The following is a 19,481-nucleotide window of genomic DNA, read 5'->3' on the forward strand; positions in this document are numbered from 1 at the left end:
CAGCGGGTGATCCGTCAGGCGCTGGCGAACGCCGGGCTGGCTCCGGTGGATGTGGACGCGGTGGAGGCGCACGGTACGGGGACCACGCTGGGCGACCCGATCGAGGCGCAGGCGCTGCTCGCCACGTACGGGCAGGACCGTGAGCTGCCGCTGAGGCTGGGCTCCATCAAGTCCAACATGGGTCACACCCAGCTGGCGGCCGGTGTGGCCGGTGTGATCAAGATGGTCATGGCGCTGCGGAACGGAGTGCTGCCCAAGACGCTGCACGTGGACACGCCGTCCACGCATGTGGACTGGTCGGCGGGCGCGGTCGAGCTGTTGACCGAGCCGGTGGAGTGGCCGGAGCACGGGCGTCCGCGCCGGGCCGGTGTCTCCGCGTTCGGTGTCAGCGGCACCAATGTGCACGCCATCCTGGAGCAGGCGCCACAGCCTGCCGAGTCGATCCCGGGTGAGCAGGACGGCTCTGCCGTGACCCCTGCCGCCCTGCCGTGGGTGGTGTCGGCGAAGACGGCTGCGGCGCTGCGTGGGCAAGCGGCCGGTCTCCTGGCGCGGGTTGAGGCCGACCCGGAGCTGGAGCCCGTGGATGTGGGCTATTCGCTGGTGTCCACGCGCTCGGTGTTGGAGCACCGGGCGGTGGTGGTCGGTGGAGACCGCGAGGAGCTGCTGTCGGGTCTGCGTGCCCTGGGCGATGACGATCCCGCGGCGGGTGTGGTGTGTGGGGTTGCCGATGTCGAGGGGAGGTCGGTGTTCGTCTTCCCAGGGCAGGGTTCGCAGTGGGCGGGGATGGGTGCTCGGCTGCTGGACGAGTCCCCGGTGTTCGCTGAGCGGCTGGGGGAGTGTGCGGCTGCGCTTGCGCCGTTTATCGACTGGTCGCTGATGGACGTCGTACGGCAGGTTGAAGGCGCGCCGTCGTTGGAGCGGGTGGATGTGGTGCAGTCGGTGTCGTGGGCGGTGATGGTGTCGCTCGCGGCCCTGTGGCGTTCTTGCGGCGTGGAGCCGGATGCGGTGGTGGGTCACTCGCAGGGTGAGATCGCCGCCGCGTGTGTGGCGGGTGCGCTGTCGCTGGAGGATGGCGCACGGGTGGTGGCACTGCGCAGTCAGGCCATCGCGCGGCGGCTTGCGGGTGCTGGTGGCATGGCGTCGGTGCCGCTGCCGGTGGCTGAGGTCGAGGCGCGGCTGGAGCGCTGGGCCGGCCGGGTGTCGGTCGCCGCGGTCAACGGGCCCCGGTCGGTGGTGGTGTCGGGTGACCGGGAGGCGCTGGACGAGCTGATCGAGGAGTGGACCGGCGAGGAGGTACGGGTCCGCCGTATCGCCGTGGACTACGCCTCCCACTCCGCCCACGTCGAGGAGGTTCATGAGGAGCTGCTGGCGGAGCTTGCGCCGGTCGTGCCGCGCGCGGTGGAGGTTCCGTTCTTCTCCACGGTGACCGGTGAGTGGCTTGAGGGTGGTGAGCTGGGCGCGGACTACTGGTACCGCAACCTGCGGCAGACGGTCGGCTTCGAGCCCGCCGTACGGGAGCTGTTGGCCCGGCGCCACCGCGCGTTCATCGAGATCAGCGCCCATCCCGTGCTGACGGTCGGGGTTCAGGAGACGGTCGACGACGCCGAAGTGACTGCTGTGGTCGTGGGCACTTTGCGCCGGGACCAGGGTGGCAGTGACCGGTTCCTGGCCTCGCTGGCGGAGGTCTTCGTCCGTGGTGGCGCTGTCGACTGGGAGAGTGTGTTCGCGGACACCGGCGCCCACCGCGTCGACCTGCCCACGTACGCCTTCCAGCGACAGCGCTACTGGCCCTCCGAGTCCACGCAGGCAGGCGATGTGACCGCCGCCGGTCTGGTGTCCCCGGAGCATCCGCTGCTCGGCGCCGCCGTGGAACTGGCGGACTCCGAGGGCCTGCTGTTCACCGGCAGCCTGTCGCTTCGGTCGCACCCGTGGCTGGCGGATCACGCCGTAGGCGGCGTGGTGCTCTTCCCGGGCACCGGTTTTCTGGAGCTGGCGATCCGCGCCGGCGACCAGGTCGGCTGCGACCTGGTCGATGAACTCACGCTCGCGGCCCCCCTGGTGGTGCCGGAGCGCGACGCGGTGGCGGTCCAGCTGCGGGTGGGGGCGCCCGACCCCTCCGGCCGCCGCAGCCTCAGCGTGTACTCACGGCCCGCGGACGCGGCCGAACAGCCGTGGTTGCAGCACGCCACCGGTGTGCTGGCGCACGGTGAGCGGACGGCCGACTTCGACGCCACCGTATGGCCGCCCACCGGCGCGGTCGTCGCCGACATGGAAGGTTTCTACGAGCGGTTCGCCGAGGGCGGCGTCGGCTACGGCCCGGTGTTCCAGGGGCTGCGCGCGGTGTGGCGGACCGAGGACGAGGTGTTCGCCGAGGTCGCGCTGCCGGAGCAGGTGAACGACGCCCAGTCGTTCGGAATCCACCCGGCCCTGCTGGACGCGGCGCTGCACGCCGTATCGTTCGCCGATCTCCCGGGGGCGACCCAGGAGGCCGAGCGAGGGCGGCTGCTGTTCTCGCTGAGCGGTGTCTCCTTGCACGCCAACGGGGCGTCCGTGCTACGGGTGCGGCTGGTCCACGACGCCGCCGGGTCGCTGGCCCTGGCCGCGGCCGACTCGGCTGGTGCGCCCGTCATCTCGGTCGAGTCCGTGGCCATCCGCCCGGTGTCCGCGGAGCAACTGGCCACCGGGAACACCGCAGGCCACGCGTACGATTCGCTCTATCGGCTGGACTGGGTTGCGGCCCCGGCGGTCCCGGCGGCCCCGGCCGCCTCGCAGTCCGCAGAAGGGCCGGAGACGGTCGAGCTGTCCACGGACGCGCTCGCGTACCTGGCGTCGCTGGAAACGGTGCCGGACGTGGTCATGGTCGAGGTCGGCGCGCTCGGCGCCACCGGCCCCGTAGGACACGCCGAGGCCCCGGACGGGGAGGGCTCGACGCACCGGGTGACGGCCCGGGTGCTGGAGCTCGTCCAGCACTGGGCGGCCGACGAGCGGTACGCCGACTCCCGCCTGGTGTTCATCACGCGCGGCGCCATCGCGGCAAGGAGCGGCGACACCGTAGCGGATCCGCGCGCCGCGGCCGTGTGGGGGCTGCTGCGCTCGGCGCAGACGGAGTACCCGGGACACTTCCTCCTGGCCGATCTCGAAGATCGGCAGCAGGCCGCCGAGGTGCTGGGCGACGTTATCGCGTCCGGTGAGCCGCAGGTCGTGGTCCGGGACGGCGTCGTACTGGTCGGCCGACTGGCTTCGGTCGCCTCGTCCGCCGGGCTGCTGCCCCCGCCCGGCGGGGTGCCGTGGCGGCTGGAGAGCCGGCGCAAGGGCAGCCTGGACGCCCTCGAACTGATCACCGAAGCGCCCCAGGAGCAGCTTGCCACCGGTCGGGTACGGATGGCCGTACACGCCGCCGGACTCAACTTCCGCGATGTGCTGGGCGCACTGGACATGTACCCGGGCGACCCCGGCCTGATGGGCAGCGAGGCCGCCGGCGTGGTCGTCGAGACCGGCTCCGACGTGACCGGACTCCGGGTCGGGGACAGGGTCTTCGGTGTCGTGGACGGTGGCTTCGGCCCGCTCGCGACCGTCGATCAGCGCATGCTCGTCAAGGTCCCTGATGGATGGTCGTTGGAGGATGCCGCGGCGGTGCCGGTCGCGTTTCTCACCGCGTATTACGGGTTGGTGGATTTGGCGGGGTTGTCGTCGGGTGAGTCGGTGCTGGTGCATGCGGGTGCCGGTGGTGTGGGGATGGCGGCGATTCAGCTGGCGCGGCATCTGGGTGTGGAGGTGTTCGCGACCGCGAGTGAGGGCAAGTGGGACACGCTGCGGTCGCTGGGGATCCCGGACGACCACATCGCCTCGTCCCGTACGACGGACTTCGAGGAGCGGTTCCTTGAGGTGACCGGCGGGCGGGGTGTGGATGTGGTGCTGAACTCGCTCGCGGGTGAGTTCATCGACGCGTCGGTGCGGCTGCTGCGGTCGGGTGGCCGGTTCCTGGAGATGGGCAAGACGGACATCCGCGAGGCGGAAACGGTGGCGGGCGACTACCTGCCCTTCGATCTGGCGGACGCCGGTCTGGACCGGACGCAGGAAATGCTGGTCGAGCTGATGGAGCTGTTCGAGGCGGGTGTGTTGCATCCGTTGCCGGTGACAGCGTGGGATGTGCGGCGGGCGCGGGACGCGTTCCGTTATATGAGTCAGGCCAAGCACACGGGCAAGATCGTGCTGACCATGCCGCCTCGCTGGGACCCCGAGGGCACCGTGCTGATCACTGGTGGCACAGGTGGTCTCGGCAGCAGGCTCGCTCGCCATCTCGCCGTCGAATGGGGCATGAAGCACCTGCTGTTGGTCAGCCGCCGCGGGCCGGACGCGCCCGGCGCCCCCGAACTGCGGGAGGAGCTGAGCGCCCACGGTGCCGATGTCACCATCGCCGCATGCGATGTGGCGGACCGCGACGCGCTGACCGCGCTGCTCGCCGGGGTTCCCGCGGAGCACCCGCTGACCGCGGTCGTCCACACGGCGGCCGCGCTCGACGACGGCGTGATCGCCTCGTTGACTCCCGAGCGGCTGGCCACGGTCTTCGGCCCGAAGGCGGACGCGGCGTGGCATCTGCATGAGCTGACCCGCGACCTGGACCTGGCCGCGTTCATGACGTACTCCTCGGTCGCCGGCCAGCTCGGCGGCGCGGGTCTCGGCAGCTACGCCGCGGCCAACGCCTTCCTCGACGCACTGGCCAACCACCGCAGGGCCGAGGGCCTGCCCGGCCAGTCGCTGCTGTGGGGGCCGTGGGCCCAGGACGGCGGCATGACGAGCGAGCTCACCGACACCGACATCCACCGGCTCAACGCGGCCGGAATGCCGCTGCTGACCGAGGAACAGGGCGTCGCGCTGTTCGACGCGGCGGCCACCTGCGACGAACCAGTGGTGGCCCCCGTGCGCCTCAACCTCGCCGCGCTCCGCGCGCAGGGCGAGGTCCCGGGGCTGCTGCGCGGTCTGGTCCGTACGGCCCGCAGGACGGCGGGCGGCGCCTCCGCCTCCGAGTCCGGCGCGGCCACCGCGCTGACCCAGCGGCTCGCCGGGCTGCGCGAGGCCGACCGCCTGCGCCTGCTGATCGATCTCGTACGGGGCCAGGCGGCAGCCGTACTGGGACACCCGTCGCCGGACGCGGTGGAGGTCCGGCGGGAGTTCCGCGACCTGGGCTTCGACTCGCTGACCGCGGTCGAGCTGCGCAACCGGCTCGGCGGCGCGACCGGACTTCGGCTGCCCGCCACCTTGGTGTTCGACTACCCCACGCCCACCGCGCTGGCCGAGTTCCTGCTGCGTGAGCTGCTGGGCGACCATGGCGAGGTGATCCTGCCGACGGCCGTCACCTCGGGGCTTGCGGACGACCCGATCGTGATCGTCGGGATGAGCTGCCGTTACCCGGGCGGTGTCCGTTCGCCGGAGGACCTGTGGCAGCTGGTCGCCGAGGGGCGCGACGCCATCGCCGAACTGCCCACCGACCGCGGCTGGCGACTGGACGCGGGCGCCGGCTACGAGGGTGGTTTCCTCTACGACGCCGCGGAGTTCGACGCGGGCTTCTTCGGGATCTCGCCGCGTGAGGCGCTGGCGATGGACCCGCAGCAGCGGTTGCTGCTGGAGACCGCCTGGGAGGTGTTCGAGCGCACGGGCATCGACCCCGCCTCGGTCCGCGGGACGGACGCGGGCGTCTTCGTCGGTGCGACCGGCTTCGGCTACCTTCCGCCGCAGGAGTCCCGCGGCCACCATATGACGGGGCAGGCCACCAGTGTGATCTCGGGGCGGCTGTCCTACACCTTCGGCCTCGAGGGCCCGGCCGTCACCGTGGACACCGCGTGTTCCTCGTCACTGGTGGCGATGCACCTCGCCGCCCAGGCACTGCGCACCGGCGAGTGCTCGCTGGCGCTGGCGGGCGGTGTCACGGTGATGTCGACGCCGATCGGTTTCGGCGAGTTCAGCGAGCAGGGCGGGATGGCCCCGGACGGCCGCTGCCACTCGTTCGCCGACTCTGCCGCCGGAACGAGCTGGTCGGAGGGTGTCGGCCTGGTGGTGCTCGAGCGGCTGTCGGACGCCGTACGCAACGGGCACGAGGTGCTTGCGGTGGTGCGGGGTTCGGCGGTGAACCAGGATGGTGCGTCGAATGGGTTGACGGCGCCGAATGGTCCGTCGCAGCAGCGGGTGATCCGTCAGGCGCTGGCGAACGCCGGGCTGGCTCCGGTGGATGTGGACGCGGTCGAGGCGCACGGTACGGGCACCACGCTGGGCGACCCGATCGAGGCGCAGGCGCTGCTGGCCACCTACGGGCAGGACCGTGAGCTGCCCTTGCGGCTGGGCTCCATCAAGTCCAACATGGGGCACACCCAGGTCGCGGCCGGTATGGCCGGTGTGATCAAGATGGTCATGGCGCTGCGGAACGGTGTGCTGCCCAAGACGCTGCACGTGGACACGCCGTCCACGCATGTGGACTGGACGGCGGGCGCGGTCGAGCTGTTGACCGAGCCGGTGGAGTGGCCGGAGACCGGGCGTCCGCGCCGGGCCGGCGTCTCGGCGTTCGGTGTCAGCGGCACCAATGTGCACACCATCCTGGAGCAGGCCCCGCCGCCTGCCGAACTCAAGCCGGACGACCAAGAGATCCCCGCCGTGACCCCTGCTGCCCTGCCGTGGGTGGTGTCGGCGAAGACGGCTGAGGCGTTGCATGGGCAGGCGGTCAGCCTGCTGTCCCATGTGGAGGGCCACCCCGGGGCGATGCCGGTCGATATCGGCCATTCGCTGGTGTCCACGCGGTCGGTGCTGGAGCACCGGGCGGTGGTGGTCGGTGGCGATCGTGAGGAGCTGTTGTCGGGTCTGACCGCCCTGGGTGCTGACGGTCCGGCGGCGGGTGTGGTGCGTGGGGTTGCCGATGTGGAGGGGAGGTCGGTGTTCGTCTTCCCGGGGCAGGGTTCGCAGTGGGCGGGGATGGGTGCCCGGCTCATGGACGACTCCCCGGTGTTCGCGGAACGGCTGGCCGAGTGCGCTGCTGCGCTTGCGCCGTTTATCGACTGGTCGCTGATGGATGTGGTGCGGCAGGTCGATGGTGCGCCGTCGTTGGAGCGGGTGGATGTGGTCCAGCCGGTGTCCTGGGCCGTGATGGTTTCGCTCGCGGCCCTGTGGCGATCCTCCGGCGTGGAGCCGGATGCGGTGGTGGGCCACTCCCAAGGTGAGATCGCTGCCGCGTGTGTGGCCGGTGCGCTGTCGCTGGAGGACGGCGCACGCGTGGTCGCGTTGCGCAGCCAGGCCATCGCACGCCGGCTCGCCGGTGCTGGTGGCATGGCATCGGTGCCGCTGCCGGTCGCCGAGGTGGAGGCACGGCTGGAACGCTGGGCCGGCCGCGTGTCGATCGCCGCGGTCAACGGCCCCCGCTCGGTCGTCGTGTCCGGCGACTCGGAAGCGCTGGACCAGCTGGTCGAGGAGTTGACCGGCGAGGAGGTGCGTATCCGCCGTATCGCCGTGGACTACGCCTCCCACTCCGCGCATGTCGAGGGGATCCACGAGGAGCTGCTGGCCGAGCTCGCGCCGGTTGCTCCGCGCACAGCAGAGGTGCCGTTCTTCTCCACGGTGACCGGTGACTGGCTGGACACCACGGGTATGGACGCGGACTACTGGTACCGCAATCTGCGGCAGACGGTCGGCTTCGAACCGGCCATCCGCGCCCTCCTGACGCAGGAACACCGGGCGTTCATCGAGGTCAGCTCGCACCCCGTACTCACGATGGCGGTCCAGGAGACCATCGACGCCACCGGCGACCACGCCGTCACCGCCGGCACGCTGCGCAGGGACGAGGGCGGGCTCGGCCGCTTCCTGACCTCGCTGGCCGAGGTCTTCGTACGCGGTGTCGACGTCGCCTGGGCGGGGATGTTCGCCGACACCGGTGCCCACCGCGTCGACCTGCCGACCTACGCGTTCCAGCGCGAGCGCTACTGGCCGGACGAGACCAGGCCCGGTGCCCAGGCCGCGGAGGCCGATACGGCGGATGCGGAGTTCTGGTCCGCCGTCGAACAGGAAGACCTGGAATCGCTCGCCGACTGGCTGGAGATCGACGGAGGCTCGCTGGGCGCCGTGCTGCCCGCGCTCTCCGCCTGGCGGGGCAGGCGCCGTGAGCAGTCCACCGTGGACTCCTGGCGCTACCGGACCGAGTGGCGGCCGCTGCGTATGTCCTCGGTGCCGGTGCTGACCGGGACCTGGCTGGTGGTCACCGCTGACGGCATCGCGGACGGCGAGGTGACCGCGGCTCTCGCGGGACACGGCGCACAGGTCCGGCGGCTGGAGCTGGACGAATCCTGCGTCGACCGCGCCGAACTCGCGTCCAGGCTCCAAGGCGTGGACGGCATCGAGGACATCCGCGGCATGGTGTCGGTCCTGGCCTTCGCCGAGCAGCCGAGCGCCGGCTACCCGGTGCTGCCCTCCGGGCTCGCGCTGAGCCTCGCGCTGGTGCAGGCGCTGGACGACATCGGCGCCGACGCGCCGCTGTGGTGCCTGACCCGGGGAGCCGTGTCGACCGGCCGTGCCGACCGGCTGACCAGCCCGGTGCAGGCGCAGGTCCTCGGCCTGGGCCGGACGGCCGCGCTGGAGCACCCGCGCCGCTGGGGCGGCCTGGTGGACCTGCCCGCCGAGCTCGACCAGCGCGCCGCGCAGCGGCTGGCCGGCGCGCTCGCCGGGACGGAAGGCGAGGACGGCGAGGGCGAGTTCGCGATCCGGCCCTCCGGCGTGTTCGTACGCCGCGTGGTGCGCACACCCGCCGACGACTCTGCCCCCAAGGGCCGTTGGCAGCCGCGCGGCACCACCCTGATCACCGGCGGCACCGGTGTGCTGGGCCAGTATCTGGCCCGGTGGCTCGCGCACAACGGGGCCGAAGACCTGGTGCTGACCAGCCGTCGTGGCATGGCGGCGGACGGCGCCGCCGAGTTGGTGGCCGAGCTGGCCGAGCTCGGCACGACCGTGGAGGTCGTGGCCTGCGATGTGGCGGACCGGGACGCGGTGGCCGCGATGATCAGCCGGCTCACGGATGAGGGACGGGTCATCCGCACCGCCGTCCATGTGGCCGCCTACATCGATCTGGTCTCGCTGTCCGCCACCGACCACGAGACGTTCGCCGCGATCGTCGACGCCAAGGTCGCGGGCGCCCGCCATCTGCACGAGCTGCTGGACGACGAACAACTCGACGCCGTCGTGTACTACTCGTCGATCGCGGGCATCTGGGGCAGCGGCGACCACGGCGCGTACGGGGCGGCCAACTCCTACCTGGAGGCGCTGGCGGAACACCGGCGCGCCCACGGTCTGCGCGCCACCTCGATCGCATGGGGCATCTGGCGTGACGATCAGGTGCGGGTCGACCCGCGGCAGATCCTCGGCAGCGGTCTGCGCTATATGCAGCCCGAGCTCGCGCACACCGGTCTGCGCCGCGCACTGGACGACGACGAGACGCTGCTGACGATCGCCGACATCGACTGGGATCGCTACTACCCGGTCTACACCTCGGTGCGCCCCAGCCCGCTGTTCAGCGAGGTGCCCGAGGTCCGCGGGATTCTCCAGCGGGCCGAGGACACCGTCGCCACCTCCGCGGACGGCGAGTTCGCCGCGCGTATCCGCGGCCTGTCCGCCGCCGAGGGGGAGCGTGCGCTGCTGGACCTGGTGCGCGCCGAGGCGGCGGCCGTCCTGGGACACGGCTCCCCGGACGCGATCTCGGAGCGCCGGGCGTTCCGCGACGTCGGGTTCGACTCGCTGACCGCGGTGGACCTGCGCAACCGGGTGGCCAGGGCCACCGGTCTGACCCTGCCGAGCACCCTTGTCTTCGACTACCCGAGCCCGGTGGCCCTGGTGGAGTTCCTGCGGTCGCGGATCGTGGGCTCGGCCGTGGCGCGGCCGGGTACGCCCGCCCCCACGGTCTCCACGGCCTCCGACGAGCCGATCGCGATCATCGGTATGGCCTGCCGCTTCCCCGGCGGGATCGGCTCGCCGGAGCAGCTGTGGGAGGTGGTGGCGGGCGGACAGGACATCATCTCCGAGTTCCCCGCCGACCGCGGCTGGGACGCCGAGCGGCTGTACGACCCGGACCCGGACAAGCCCGGAAAGACGTACTCGACGCGCGGTGGCTTCCTGCACGACGCCGCGGAGTTCGACGCGGGTTTCTTCGGCATCTCGCCACGTGAGGCACTGGCCATGGACCCGCAGCAGCGGCTGCTGCTGGAGACGTCCTGGGAGGCGTTCGAGCGGGCCGGTATCGATCCCGCGTCGGTCAGGGGCAGCCTGACGGGCACGTTCATCGGCTCCAGCTACCAGGACTACGGCTTCGGCCCGCACACCGGCTCGGAGGGGGCGGAGGGCTATATGCTCACCAGCTCGGTGCCGAGCGTGCTGTCGGGCCGCATCTCGTATCTGTTCGGCCTCGAGGGCCCGGCGGTCACCCTGGACACCGCGTGCTCCTCGTCGCTGGTGGCGCTGCACCTGGCGTGCCAGTCGCTGCGCAACGGCGAGAGCACGCTGGCGCTGGCCGGTGGTGTCACGGTGATGACCACGCCCGGCTCGTTCCTGGCCTTCAGCCGCCAGCGCGGAATGGCCGCGGACGGCCGCTGCAAGGCGTTCGCCGAATCGGCCGACGGGATGAGCCTGTCCGAGGGCGTGGGGCTGCTCCTGGTGGAGCGGCTGTCGGACGCCCGGCGCAACGGCCACCCCGTGCTCGCGGTGGTACGCGGCTCGGCGATCAACCAGGACGGTGCGTCGAACGGTCTGACCGCGCCCAACGGCCCCTCGCAGCAGCGGGTGATCGGCCAGGCGCTGACCAACGCCAAGATGACCGCGAACGACATCGACGCGGTCGAGGCGCACGGTACGGGGACCACCCTGGGCGACCCGATCGAGGCCCAGGCCCTGCTCGCCACCTACGGACAGGAGCGCGAACGGCCCCTGCTGCTCGGCTCGGTCAAGTCCAACCTCGGCCACACCCAGCTGGCCGCCGGCGCCGCGAGCGTGATCAAGATGGTCATGGCGATGCGGTACGGCGTACTGCCCAAGACGCTGCACATCGACGAGCCGACGTCCCATGTGGACTGGTCGTCCGGTGCGGTGGAGCTGCTGACCGAGCAGGCCGCGTGGCCGGAGACGGGGCACCCGCGCCGGGTCGGCATCTCGGCGTTCGGCATCAGCGGCACCAATGCCCACGCCATCCTGGAGCAGGGCCCGCGGCCGGAGGCCGACGACGGCCCGGTGGCATCCCCCGTGCCCGCTCGGGCGCCGGGCGTGCTGCCGGTCGTGCTGCCGGTCGTGGTGTCGGGCAAGTCGGAGGAGGCGCTGCGGGCGCAGGCGGCGCGGGTGGTCGCCCGTGTCGAGGAGGAGCCTTCCGGCCTCGGACTGGTGGATCTGGCGTATTCACTGGCGACGACGCGGTCCGGATTCGAGCGCCGTGGCGTGGTGCTGGCGGGGGCGCGGCCCGAGGCCGTGGAGGGTCTGCGGGCCGTGGCGTGCGGCGAGTCCGGTGTGAATCTGGTGCAGGGCGTGGCCCGGGAGGATCGCGTGGTCGCGTTCCTGTTCTCGGGTCAGGGCAGTCAGCGGGCGGGGATGGGCCGCGAGCTGTACGAGGCCTGTCCGGTGTTCGCCGAGGCGCTGGACGAGGTGTGCGCGCACCTGGATGCGCATCTGGACCGTCCGCTGCGTGAGGTGCTGTTCGCGGAGGCGGGTTCGGCCGAGGCCGAGCTGCTGGACGAGACGGCCTGGACCCAGCCGGGGCTGTTCGCTGTGGAAGTGGCGCTGTTCCGGCTGGTGGAGTCCTGGGGAGTGCGGCCGGACTACGTGGCCGGGCATTCGGTCGGCGAGATCGCCGCGGCTCATGTGGCCGGGGTGTTCTCGCTGGCGGACGCGTGCACGCTGGTGGCGGCGCGGGCCCGGCTGATGGGCGAGCTGCCGTCGGGCGGAGCGATGGTGTCCCTCCAGGCAACTGAGGATGAGGTCACTCCGTACCTCGGGGAGAGGGTGTCGATCGCGGCGGTGAACGGGCCGCGTTCGGTGGTGATCTCCGGCGAAGAGGCCCCCGTGCTGGACATCGCCACACGGTTTGCGGAAGAGGGCCGTAAGACTAGGCGTTTGCGGGTCTCGCATGCGTTTCACTCGGTTCTGATGGACGGGATGGTGGCGGAATTCGGGCGGGTGGCCCGGGGCCTGTCGTATGGCGCCCCGGCGATGCCACTGGTATCCGGCCTGACCGGTGAGCCGGTCACGGCGGAGCTGGTGTGTGCGCCGGAGTACTGGGTGCGGCAGGTGCGCGAGGCCGTGCGGTTCGCCGACGGGGTGCGCTGGCTGGATGGGCGTGGCGTGAGCGCGTATCTGGAGATCGGCCCCGATGGCGTTCTGTCGGCGATGGCTCAGGAGAGCCTGCCGGAGCAGTCGCCCACCGCCACCGTGGTGGCTTCCGCGCTGCGGAAGGGCGCGGAGGAGGAGCGGGCGGTGGTCACCGCGCTGGCCCGGCTGTACGCCCACGGGGTGGAGGTCGACTGGTCGGCGTTCTTCGCGGGCACCGGCGCCCGCCGGATCGACCTCCCGACCTACGCCTTCCAGCACCAGCGCTACTGGCCGGAAGTTCTGGCGCCGGCACCCGCCGCGGACGCCGACCTTACGGACGCGGACGCGGACACGGACTTCTGGGCCGTGGTCGAAGGGGAGGACCTGGAGTCCCTGGCCTCGCGGCTGGAGGTCGACGGCGACTCGCTCGGCGCGGTGCTTCCCGCGCTGACCACCTGGCGCCGCCGCCGGCGTGAGCAGTCGGTCGTGGACGGCTGGCGCTACCGGGCCGGCTGGACACCGCTGGCCGACCCGACCCCCCAGGCCCAGCGCGGCAGCTGGCTCGTGGTCGTCCCGGCCGACCAGCAGGACGACGCATGGGTGACCTCCGTGGCCGACGCCACGCCCACCCCGGCGCTACGTGTCGAGATCACCGAGCCGGACCGCGCCGCACTGGCCGACCGGCTCCGTGAAGTCGCGGCCGAATCGGGCCCGTTCGCGGGCGTACTCTCCCTGCTCGGAGCGTACGAGCACGCCGTCGACGGACACCCGGGCGTACCGGCGGGCGTGGCCCTGACGACCACCTTGGTGCAGGCGCTGGGCGACGCGGGCATCGAGTCGCCGCTGTGGGCCGCCACTCGGGGCGCGGTGTCCGTAAGCCGCTCGGACACCGCACCGAGCCCGGCACAGGCCGCCGTCTGGGGCCTCGGCCGGGTCGCGGCGCTGGAGTACCCGGGGCGCTGGGGCGGGCTCATCGACCTGCCCGGCACCCTGGACCGGCCCGCCGGCCGACGGCTGGCCGCGGTGCTGTCCGGCGCCGGTGACGAGGACCAGATCGCGGTGCGGTCCTCCGGCCTCTTCGGCCGGCGCGTCGTCCCCTGCCCGGCCGAACTGGACGTGGACGAGACCGGCTTCACCGCCACCGGAACGGTCCTGATCACCGGTGGCACCGGCGGTCTGGGCGGCCATGTGGCCCGCTGGCTCGCCCGCTGCGGCGCCGAGCACCTGGTGCTGACCAGCCGTCGGGGCCCCGACGCCCCCGGCGCCCGCGAACTGTGCGACGAACTCACCGAGCTGGGCGCACGGGTGACGCTCGCCGCCTGCGACGTGTCCGACCGGGAGGCGCTGGCGGCCGTACTGGGCGGAATCGCCGATGACAGCCCCCTGACGGGCGTCGTACACACCGCGGGCATCGCCCAGGCCGCCGCGCCGCTGGACGGTGCGAGCGACGCCGAGACGGCCGAGGTGATGACCGCCAAGGTCGTCGGCGCGGCCAACCTCGACTCGCTGCTCGGCGACCGTGACCTCGACTTCTTCGTGCTCTTCTCCTCGGTCGCCGCCACCTGGGGCAGCGGCGGACAGGGCGCGTACGGCGCGGCCAACGCCTACCTGGACGCGCTGGCCGACGCTCGTACGGCCCGCGGGCTGACGGCGACATCCGTGGCCTGGGGCGCGTGGGCCGACGGCGGAATGGCGGCCGCCGACGGCGCCCAGGACTACCTGGCACGCCGCGGACTGATCCTCATGGCACCGGAAACCGCCATCGCCGGGCTGAGCAGCGCCCTGCGGAACCGGGACGTGACCGTCGCGGTCGCCGACGTCGACTGGGACCAGTTCGCCCCCGCCTTCACCCTGGCGCGGCCGAGCGCGCTGCTGCGCGACCTGCCCGCGGTACGCCGCGCGCTCACCGCGGACATCACCACGCGGTACGACGACGAGTCGCTGACCTCGCTGCGCGGACGGCTGCGTGCCATGGCGGACGACGACGAACGGCTCGACGCGCTGCTCGGCGTCGTCCGGGAGCAGGTGGCCCTGGTGCTCGGTCACTCGGGCGGGGACGCCATCGAGGCGGACCGGGCCTTCAAGGACCTCGGCTTCGACTCGCTGACGGCGGTGGAACTGCGCAACCGGCTCGCCACCGCGACCGGTCTGCCCCTGCCCACCACCTTGGTCTTCGACTACCCGTCCCCGGCGGCGCTGGTCGACCACCTCCGCGCCGAACTGCTCGGGGAGCGGACCGACCCGGGCGGCGCGGCCCTCCCCGCCGCCTCCGTCGTTACGCGGCCGAGCCGCGTATCGATACTCGCGGACGACCCGATCGCGATCGTCGGGATGAGCTGCCGCTATCCGGGCGGCGTCCGGTCGCCCGAGGACCTGTGGCGCCTGGTGACCGAGGGGCGGGACGCGATCTCGCCGTTCCCGGCCGACCGGGGCTGGAACCTCGACGCGGACACCGCTTTCGAGGGCGGATTCGTCCACGACGCCACCGAGTTCGACGCCCGGTTCTTCGGGATCTCACCGCGTGAGGCGCTGGCCATGGACCCGCAGCAGCGGTTGCTGCTGGAGTCCGCGTGGGAGGTGTTCGAGCGGGCCGGAATCGACCCGGCGGGGCTGCGCGGCAGCGACGCGGGCGTCTTCATCGGCGCGACCGGCGGCGGCTATGTCGCCCCGGAGGAGTCGCTGGGCCACATGATGACGGGCCAGGCGACGAGTGTGGTGTCCGGCCGGCTGTCGTACACCTTCGGCCTGGAGGGCCCGGCGGTCACGGTGGACACCGCGTGCTCCTCCTCGCTGGTGGCGATGCACATGGCGATGCAGGCGCTGCGCGGCGGCGAGTGCTCGCTGGCCTTGGCCGGTGGTGTGACGGTGATGTCCAGCCCGGCCGGGTTCGCCGAGTTCCGGCAGCAGGGCGGACTGGCGCAGGACGGCCGGTGCAAGTCCTTCGCGGAGGGCGCCGACGGGACCGGCTGGTCGGAGGGCGTCGGCCTGGTGGTGCTGGAGCGCTTGTCGGACGCGCGGCGCCATGGGCATGAGGTGCTTGCGGTGGTGCGGGGTTCGGCGGTGAACCAGGACGGTGCGTCGAACGGTCTGACGGCGCCGAATGGTCCGTCGCAGCAGCGGGTGATCCGTCAGGCGCTGGCGAACGCCGGGCTGGCTCCGGCGGATGTGGACGCGGTCGAGGCGCACGGTACGGGGACCACGCTGGGTGACCCGATCGAGGCGCAGGCGCTGCTTGCCACGTACGGGCGGGACCGTGAGCTGCCCCTGCGGCTCGGCTCCATCAAGTCGAACATCGGCCACACCCAGTCCGCTTCGGGCGTCGCCGGTGTGATCAAGATGGTGATGGCGATGCGGCACGGGACGCTGCCCAAGACGCTCCACGTGGACGCACCGTCCACGCATGTGGACTGGGCCAGTGGGGCGGTGGAGCTGCTGACCGAGGCCGTGGAGTGGCCGGAGCACGGGCGTCCGCGCCGGGCCGGTGTCTCCTCCTTCGGCATGAGCGGCACCAACGCCCACGCCATCCTGGAGCAGGCGCCCGAGGACGCGGTGGCCGCCGAGAGCGCGGAGGACGACACGCCCGCGCTCGACGCGGTGGCGGTGCCGTGGGTGGTGTCGGCGAGGACGGCCGAGGCGCTGCGTGGACAGGCGATCAGTCTGCTGTCCCACGCGGAGAGCCACCCCGAGGCGACGCCGACCGACATCGGCCACTCGCTGCTCTCCAGCCGGTCGGTGCTGGAGCACCGGGCGGTGGTGGTCGGTGGCGACCGCGAGGAACTGCTGTCCGGTCTGCGCGCCCTCGGCGATGACGATCCCGCGGCGGGTGTGGTGCGGGGCGTGGCCGATGTCGAGGGGAAGTCGGTGTTCGTCTTCCCGGGGCAGGGTTCGCAGTGGGCGGGGATGGGGGTCCGGCTGCTGGACGAGTCCCCGGTGTTCGCGGAACGACTGGCCGAATGCGCAGTGGCTCTGACGCCGTTCATCGACTGGTCGCTGATGGATGTCCTACGACAGGTTGAAGGCGCGCCGTCGCTGGAGCGGGTGGATGTGGTCCAGCCCGTGTCGTGGGCGGTGATGGTCTCGCTCGCGGCCATGTGGCGCTCCCATGGTGTGGAGCCGGACGCGGTGGTGGGTCACTCCCAGGGTGAGATCGCGGCGGCGTGTGTGGCCGGTGCGCTGTCGCTGGACGATGGTGCACGGGTGGTCGCGCTGCGCAGCCAGGCCATCGCACGCCGGCTTGCCGGCGCTGGGGGTATGGCGTCGGTGCCGTTGCCGGTCGCCGAGGTCGAGGCGTGGCTGGAGCGCTGGGACGGCCGGGTGTCGATCGCCGCCGTGAATGGCCCCCGGTCGGTCGTGGTGTCGGGTGACCAGCAGGCTCTGGATGAGCTGATCGAGGAGCTGACGGGGGAGGAGGTACGTATCCGGCGGATCGCCGTGGACTACGCCTCCCACTCCGCGCACGTCGAGGAGGTTCACGAGGCGCTGCTGGCGGAGCTTGCGCCGGTCGCTCCGCGCACAGCGGAGGTGCCGTTCCTGTCCACGGTGACCGGTGAGTGGCTTGAGGGCGGTGAGCTGGACGCCGACTACTGGTACCGCAACCTGCGGCAGACGGTCGGCTTCGAGTCCGCCGTACGGGAGCTGCTGGCCCGGCGCCACCGCGCGTTCATCGAGATCAGCGCCCATCCCGTACTGACCGTCGCGGTCCAGGAGACCGTCGACGACATCGACGAGACCGCCGTGGTCGCCGGCACGCTCCGCCGTGACCAGGGGGGACTGGACCGCTTCGCCCTGTCGCTGGCCGAGCTCTTCGTCCGTGGTGTGCACACCGGCTGGGCCGGTTTCTTCACCGCGACCGGCGCACGCCGTATCGACCTGCCGACCTACGCGTTCCAGCGGCAGCGGTTCTGGCCCGAGGCGGCCGAGACCGAGCCGCTGCCCGGTGACAAGGAAGCGGTGGACGCGGAGTTCTGGGCCGCCGTCGAACAGGAGGAACTGGAGTCCCTGGCCGCCCGGCTGGAGGTCGACACCGACTCGCTCGGCGCCGTGCTGCCCGCGCTGTCGTCGTGGCGGCAGCAGCGGCGCGAGCGTTCCACGGTCGACGGCTGGCGCTACCGGACCATCTGGAAGCCCGTGACCGCGGAGGCCGCTGCCCCGTCGGGCACCTGGCTGGTGGTCGTACCGCAGGGCCTGGCCGACGACCCGTGGGTGTCCGCCCTGGCGGACGCGGTGGGAGCCGACGCGGTGCGGCTGGAGGTCGGGGATGCCGGTCGCGCCGCACTGGCCGACCGCCTGTCGTCCTACGTCACCGATCGCGTCGGTGGCGCGGACGGTGCGGACGGTGCGGAGTTCGCGGGCGTGCTGTCGCTGCTGGCGCTGAGCGAATCGGCCCTTCCCGAGTACCCGTCGGTCCCGGCCGGCGTGGTGCTGACCGCGACCTTGATGCAGGCTCTGGGCGACGCGGGGATCGAGGCGCCGGTGTGGGCGGTCACCCGGGGCGCGGTGTCGTTGGGCCACTCGGACCGGGCGACGGCCCCGCTGCAGAACGCCGTCTGGGGCCTTGGCCGGGTCGCGGCGCTGGAGTACCCGCGCAGCTGGGGTGGCCTGATCGACCTGCCCGCCGACCTGGACGACCGGATCATCGGCCGCTTCGTCGGTACGCTGGCCGCCCGCACGGGGGAGGACCAGGTCGCGATCCGCTCCACCGGCGTGTTCGGCAGGCGGATGGTGCAGGCCCCGGCCGAGGCGCCGGACCAGCCGTGGCAGCCCAGCGGTACGGTCCTCATCACCGGCGGCACGGGAGCGCTGGGCGGACATGTCGCCCGGTGGCTGGCCGGCAACGGCGCCGAGCATCTGCTGCTGACCAGCCGTCGTGGCCCCGACGCCCCCGGCGCGGACGAACTGCGCGCCGAGCTGAGCGCCTTGGGCGCCCAGGTCACCATCGCCGCATGCGACGTGGCCGACCGGGACGCGCTGGCCGCCCTCTTGGCCACCGTCCCGGCCGAACACCCGCTGACGGGCGTCGTTCACACGGCAGGTGTGCTCGACGACGGCCTGATGGACGGGCTCACCCCTGAGCGCTACGAGCCGGTCTTCCGCTCGAAGGTGGCGTCGGCGCTGCTGCTGGACGAGCTGACCCGCGATCTGGACCTGGCGGTGTTCGCCCTGTTCGCGTCGTCCTCCGGTGCGCTCGGCAGCCGTGGTCAGGCGAACTACGCGGCGGCCAACGCCGTACTGGACGCGCTGGCCGAGCGGCGCCGCGCCGATGGCCTCGCCGCAACCTCGGTGGCGTGGGGTCTGTGGGCCGGCGCCGGAATGGCCGCCGACACCCCGGTGGAGGCGGTGTCCCAGCGAGCCGGTGTGCTCGCTATGGACCCGAAGCTCGCGGTAATGGCGCTGGCCCAGCTGGTCACCGGCGCGGAGCCGACCGCCTTCGTCTCGGCCCTCGTATGGGACCGGTTCGCGCCGACCTTCAGCGCGGTCCGGCCGAGCCCGCTGCTGAGCGAGATCCCCGAGGCCCGGCGTGCCATGCGGGCGGTGTCCGACGAGGCCGCCGACGGCAGCGGTGAGTCGCTGCGGGAGCGGCTGGCGCGGATGCCCGAGCCGGAGCGTGTCTCGGCCGTCGTCGGGCTCGTACGCAAGACGGCCGCGGCGGTGCTCGGGTACGACTCGGCCGACGCGGTCGAGTCCGGTGTGCCGTTCCGTGACCTCGGTTTCGACTCGCTGACCGCGGTGGAGTTCAGCAACCGGCTGGCCGCCGCCACGCAGCTGCGGCTGAAGCGGGCGCTGGTGTTCGACTACCCGAGCCCGACCGCGCTCTCGCAGCACCTGCTGGAGCAGTTGCTGCCGGGCGGTACGGGCGGCACGGGCGGGGCGGACGACGCGGCCACGGTGGGCGGCGCGGGTGGCCATGGCCGGGTGCTCGCCGAAATCGACCGGCTGGAGGCCACGCTGGCCACCGCCACCACCCACCGGGAGACCCGACTCCAGGTCCGGGAACGGCTGAGCAAGCTGCTCGCCCAGTGGGGCGACGAGGACCTGGACGGTGGCCCGGGCGGAGTCGACGAGCAGCTGCTCGAGGCGTCCGACGAGGAGGTGTTCGACTTCATCGGCAAGGAGTTCGGCATCTCCTGACACCGGCATCCCTCCCCGACACCGCGGCCATTGAATTGAGA

1 protein-coding gene is annotated in these 19,481 nt (G+C 72.4%); it reads left to right on the forward strand.

Annotation, left to right across the window (positions count from 1 at the left end):
- A partial coding sequence (locus tag CCN51_RS13895) for a type I polyketide synthase (RefSeq protein ID WP_086859590.1) occupies window positions 1–19,440 on the forward strand: 19,440 nt, incomplete at its 5' end.
- Window positions 19,441–19,481: the final 41 nt, after the last annotated feature.

It is taken from the genome of Streptomyces milbemycinicus, assembly GCF_002154605.1.
GTDB lineage: Bacteria > Actinomycetota > Actinomycetes > Streptomycetales > Streptomycetaceae > Streptomyces > Streptomyces milbemycinicus.